We start from the raw sequence: 5,296 nt of genomic DNA, 5'->3' as shown, positions 1-5,296 counted from the left end.
GCAGCGGTCCGCGAGTCCATAAGGGGCTTGAGCAGTACCGCACCGTTGAGTAGACCCTCTAACTCCCCGGGTTCTCGCGCCAGACGCTGATAGATCGTCGCGAAACTCTGGTCGTACGTTGACTCAAGTTGCTCGCCGGTGATGACCGTCTTCGACATGGACCGGTTGACCTCGCGTAGCGACTCTCGCAGCCGGTCACTCACGCGGCTGAAGGCGTCGACGATCGATCCCAGCTTGTCGACGAGTTCGACCATCTCCGCCGAGCGGCCTTCGAGCTGGTCGGAGACCTGGCCAAGACTCGTCACAATATTCGTGATGATCTCAGACCGCTGGTTCCCGTAGGCGGTGATGTTGGCGACCTGCTTCAGAACAGGCGATATACCCCTTCCATCACCTTGAGCAACGCGCAACAAGTTGGCCTGCAGTTCATTGATCTCGTCGGCATTAAGCGTGTCGAACACCGGCTTGAATCCGTTGAACAAGGTGGACACATCAAATGAGGGAATGGTCTTGTCGAGCGCCACCTGTGTGAGTGCCCCCTGTGTTTTTCCCTGTTCCGCACCGATCAATTCGACCTATCGCTGTCCCAGAAGATTCTGATAACGCACGGCGGCGGTGGTGTTCGATGTGATCGTGACGTCGTCGTTCAGTTGGAAATGAACGACCGCCGTGGCCCCTTTCAGGTCGATCGCCGTCACATAACCGACCTTGACCCCTGCCGACCGCACACCGTCGCGAGGTTTGAGCCCGGAGGCATCGGAGAAGACCGCTGATCGTTCAGAACTCGCTCCGTCCGAGCTGGGTTGGAGGATGGCGATGATCACGTAGGTGAGAACGCCGATGACTGCGGTGAACGCGACGATCTTGATGATGGTGGGAGTTAACGACTTGAGCTTCATCTACCTCGGTCCTCCTGCTGCAAGCGCGCTCTGCAGCGCAGGTGAGGTCTGCACTATCAGGGCGACCTGAAGTTGCACTCGCTCCCCGACCTGTGGCGTGGCCTTGTCGATGCTGTCCAGGATCTGCGGGATGGTGTAAACGGTCCGCGCGAGCCCCGAGGCCGATCTGGCGACTGGCCTCGCCAGATCGAGGCCGACGTCCAGTAGTGAACTCAACGCCGGGTAGTTTTTGTTCAACAGTCCTCCGAGTGCGCCGAACAGGACCTCGCCGGTGTCGTTGAGGTTGCCTTTGGTCTGTTTGATGGCCTCGTCGGTGGCGAAGAAGTCAGCGATGTCGACGTTTATGAGGATGCCCGGAATGAACGGCTTCATGAAGTCGGCAACACCCTCGGACAGGTCTGCCGCGATCGCCAAATCCTGGCCCACTGGCCGCTGTTGAACGTCCCGAGTGAGCTGTGCGATCTGGAACATGAGTTTGCCGGTGTCGGCAAACGTTTGGGAATCGTCGACGACAAACTTCACCACAGAATTGAACGCCGGCTGATCGAGAGCATTGACCAGCTTGGAAAGTTTTCGAATCAGGGTCGATACCGACGTTTGTTCGGACTGCTGCTTGCTCACATAGACACTGCCACCATCACGGATGAGCGCTCCCCGCCCAGGGTCGACAACCTCGAGTGCCGTCGGCCCCAGCGCGCTGGCGGACGTGTAATTCACCGCCATGCCCTGACTCAACCGGATGTCGTCGTTCGCTCCGGTGAGCTCGATTTTCACATTTGTGCTTTGGTCGCGCACCGACACCGAGGACACCTTGCCCACCGTGAAGCCCCGATACTTCACCTCCGATCCGCTCTTCAATCCGTCACCAATCGCGTCGGTGGTAATCGTCACTGTCTTGTTGTCGTCATATTTTCCGTTCGCGTTGCCCACCAGAAGATAGGCGGCAACCACCACGACGACGAGAACCCCGATCCCACGCAGGGTCAAGTTCGTTCGTGACGGCGCGCGCCCTGACGGATCTTGAAATACAGCCACTTAAACTCCTAGCCCGAAATCCTGACGCCCGAATCGAAGCCCCACATCAGCAGGGTCAAGATCATGTCCTCCACGACGATGATGATGAGACTGCTGCGGATCGCTCGACCAGACGCGCGGCCGACGCCTTCTGCTCCACCGGTGGCGTAGTAGCCCTGGTAGCTGTGGACGATGACGACCGATACCACGAAAATTAGGACCTTGATGACTGAGAACACCAGATCCTGCGGTTTGAGGAACGCATTGAAATAGAAGTCGTAGGTGCCACCGGACTGACCGTGCATAAGGATGACGACCAGTTTGGCCGCGACGAAACTGAGTATCAGCGTCACGATGTAGAGGGGAATGATAGTGGTGATCGCTGCGACCACGCGCGTGCTGACGACGTACGGAATCGGCCGCACCGCCATCGACTCGAGTGCGTCGATCTCTTCGGCGATGCGCATAGAACCGATCTCCGCAGTGAGGCGACAGCCGGCCTGGGCTGCAAAGCCGATCGCGGCGATAATAGGTGCCAACTCCCGAGTGTTGGCGTATGACGAGATGAACCCGGTAAGAGACCCCATCCCCACCAGGTCCAGCGAGGCGTAACCCTGAATGCCGATAGATGCCCCCACAGCCATTCCGAGAATGACAAGCACGACCGCGGTACCCCCGCCGACCAGAACAGCGCCTCGTCCCCAAGCAAACTCATGTATGTACAAAAGCGTCTGTCGTCGATAGGTGGTCGCGACGTGACGAATTCCTGCGACGGTGTCGATGATGAACGTGGTGATGTGCCCGAGTTGTGCAGGGACTTCGGCGAGGGGCGTCACAGCACGCACGATCGGACGAGTGACAGAAGTGAACCGGGTGGATGGTATGGCGGTCACGTGTTCTCCGTCATCCGATGGTCTGCGGGACGAACATAATTGTCAGCTGGGTGATGACCACGTTGATGACGAAGCACGCCACCACCCCCAGGACCACGGTGGCGTTGACAGATTCGGCCACACCCTTCGGGCCGCCTTTCGTGGACAGACCCCGGTGACATGCGATCGCCACGACCACGAGACCGAACACCACTGACTTGATCAGTGCCACCACGATGTCCGCCGACGAGGCGAAGGATGCAAACGAGGAGACGTAACTTCCCGGCGTGATGCCCTGGACGTTGACGCTCAGGATGTAGCCGGCCACGAGACCGGTAAACACGATGAGCATGCACAACAGCGGAGCGACGATGAGAACCGCGACGAACCGCGGGGCGACGACTCGACGGGCCGGATTGAGTCCTAGCGTCTCCATGGCATCGATCTCTTCACGGACGGTGCGTGCGCCAAGGTCAGAGGCGATGGCCGACCCTGCCGCACCACCGAGCAGCAGCGCTGTCACGATCGGGGCCCCCTGCTGGATGATCCCGAGTCCACCAGCGGCGCCGGCGATGGACGTGGCCCCGACCTGCTGGGTCAGGCTTCCCACTTGCACCGAGACGATGACGCCGAACGGGATCGCCACCAGGATCGCCGGCAACGTCGTTACGGTGATGACGAACCAGGTCTGGGTGACAGCCTCCCGAAACGGAAATCGTCCGGTGACAATGTCATACACGGTCCACCGCAGTGCCTGACCGGCGAGCATGGTCGTGTTTCCGAAGGTCGCAAGACTATCCGTCGCACGACCAGTGACTCCCGTAGCGATACTGCTCTCCTTCATATGGCTGCACAGCCCTTCAATGATGTGCATCACAGTATCAGGTACTTCAAGTACTTCAATACATGATTCGGAGATTCCTGCCGGAGTTAGCCGCACTGGCGAGGCGACACCCGTCGTCGCACCACGATGGTCCTCGATGTCATCGAGATGGCGCGGTGGGCACTCACCCTGATCATTCCTATAACGAGCAGCACGCGGCGCCGACCACCTCTACACCCTCAACTGCGAAGAGCCAAAAACGTTCGGTTCCATCCGCTGCTGGTATTGGACCGCCCCGAGATCCGGCGGGGAAGCCCTGGCCGGGCCGCTCGATGCCTCCGAGAGCTTCGGCAAATGCGGCGACGGACGACTTCACCGATTCGCTGTCCGACGTTGACCCGACTTGTGAAAGACCGTTCCGGACTCGGACAACTCGGCGGCGACCTAACAAGACGTTCTGGCCCCGAGCACAGGTACCCACCGACGGCCCTCGTTCAGCAGCGGTCCGAGCGGCGCTGACGTCCACCCACGAGGTTGTCCGTCAAAATACCTTGGTCGCCGAACAACTCCGAGCGCCAGGTCTTGAGCAGATAATCTGTGGGGTTGTCGCTGGGATGGAACCCGCGACGCGTGTAGGTTCCCAACTCGCGCAATACATCTCGGTTGATCCACGGGTTGGTGCGCATAGCCGCCACGCTTCGCAGAAGACGAGCCGGGTTGTACGTGGCGCGATCGGTGAGCATCGACGCCAGCGTGGACACGGTGACAAGCCCCAGGAACGTGATGTGGATCCCGCGCATCGTGCCGATACGCAGAGCTTCGCTGCCACCGATGGTCCGGTAGACGTCGAACGCCACCGCTTTGTGTTCGACCTCCTCGTAGGCGTGCCACAGCAGGAGTCCCCGCACCTCGTCGGAGGTGAGTAGCGCGCGTGCCTCGGTATTCGTGAGGAGCAGAGAGGCCAGGGTCGCCGTGTAGTGCTCGAGGCCGGCGGTCATGGCCAACGAGAATTTGTGCGGCGCGTGGCGGTAGATCATCGCCAGCGCTCGCTTGGTGAGGCGGTCATTGATCCGAGTGGGGTAACCCATTTCCTGGAGATGCTCGTTGATCTCGCGGTGCTCGCGTCCGTGTGTAGCCTCTTGGCCGATGAACCCGTCGACCTGCGCCCTCAATGTCGCGTGGGCGATCTCATCCTTGTAGTACTTCACCGACCGGATGAAGAAGTCCTCGCCCTCCGGGAAAACCGATGACAGCATGGACACGACGTGACTCATGATCAGGTCGTCGGAGACATAGTGCCGGTTCATGGAGCCCTGCGGATAGGAGAACTTGATCCGCCTTGCACGGATGGGCGCTGCCTTGAAGTCGACCACACCGGCGTCGTCGGTAGAGCTGATGGCGGGTTGCTCCGCGTCCATGCTGTCCTCCGGTCCCGTGCCGCCACACCAGAATATGTGTGTCAGCATCCACAGCTCGGTTCCCAATTATCAGTCCGCAGAGACAGTGCTGTCAATGATCGATAAGGCCCCGATGGGGGTACCGCGGTCGGCGAACGCACACGTGATGGCACCTGCCCCAGGCCGAAGTAGACGCCCTGTGGGGCCGCGCCGAAGGACCCCAGCCAGGCATATGCTGACCCCGCCAAATTGCGCTACGTACAATGCTCGGCTGACCAGCTGCGGCCGCGC

The 5,296-nt window shown here is 60.2% G+C and carries 6 protein-coding genes; all 6 read right to left on the bottom strand.

What is annotated here, in order from left to right; genetic code table 11:
• Nucleotides 1-524 (bottom strand): MCE family protein (locus ACJMNC_RS18035; RefSeq protein WP_408949330.1); only part of this gene is annotated, 524 nt, incomplete at its 3' end.
• Between the two features lie 51 nt (nucleotides 525-575).
• Nucleotides 576-899 (bottom strand): MlaD family protein, encoded by a 324-nt coding sequence (locus ACJMNC_RS18030; RefSeq protein WP_408949329.1) that lies wholly within the window; start codon nucleotides 897-899, stop codon nucleotides 576-578.
• The gene (locus tag ACJMNC_RS18025) at nucleotides 900-1,934 is read right to left on the bottom strand and encodes an MlaD family protein (protein ID WP_408949328.1); all 1,035 of its coding nucleotides are present in this window, start codon (nucleotides 1,932-1,934) and stop codon (nucleotides 900-902) included.
• Between the two features lie 8 nt (nucleotides 1,935-1,942).
• The gene (locus tag ACJMNC_RS18020) at nucleotides 1,943-2,806 is read right to left on the bottom strand and encodes an ABC transporter permease (RefSeq protein WP_161896575.1); all 864 of its coding nucleotides are present in this window, start codon (nucleotides 2,804-2,806) and stop codon (nucleotides 1,943-1,945) included.
• Between the two features lie 10 nt (nucleotides 2,807-2,816).
• Entirely contained in the window at nucleotides 2,817-3,554 is a 738-nt protein-coding gene (locus ACJMNC_RS18015) for an ABC transporter permease (RefSeq protein ID WP_030175681.1), read from the bottom strand.
• A gap of 548 nt (nucleotides 3,555-4,102) precedes the next feature.
• Nucleotides 4,103-5,026, bottom strand: coding sequence for a metal-dependent hydrolase (locus ACJMNC_RS18010; RefSeq protein ID WP_008382251.1), 924 nt, complete (start codon nucleotides 5,024-5,026; stop codon nucleotides 4,103-4,105).
• Between the last annotated feature and the right edge of the window lie 270 nt (nucleotides 5,027-5,296).

Origin of the sequence: Gordonia sp. VNK21 (assembly GCF_046098115.1) — a bacterium.
In the GTDB taxonomy this organism is placed as follows: domain Bacteria; phylum Actinomycetota; class Actinomycetes; order Mycobacteriales; family Mycobacteriaceae; genus Gordonia.
The sequence above is the reverse complement of the archived record's forward strand: the minus strand, read 5'-3'. Positions and strand labels throughout refer to the sequence as shown.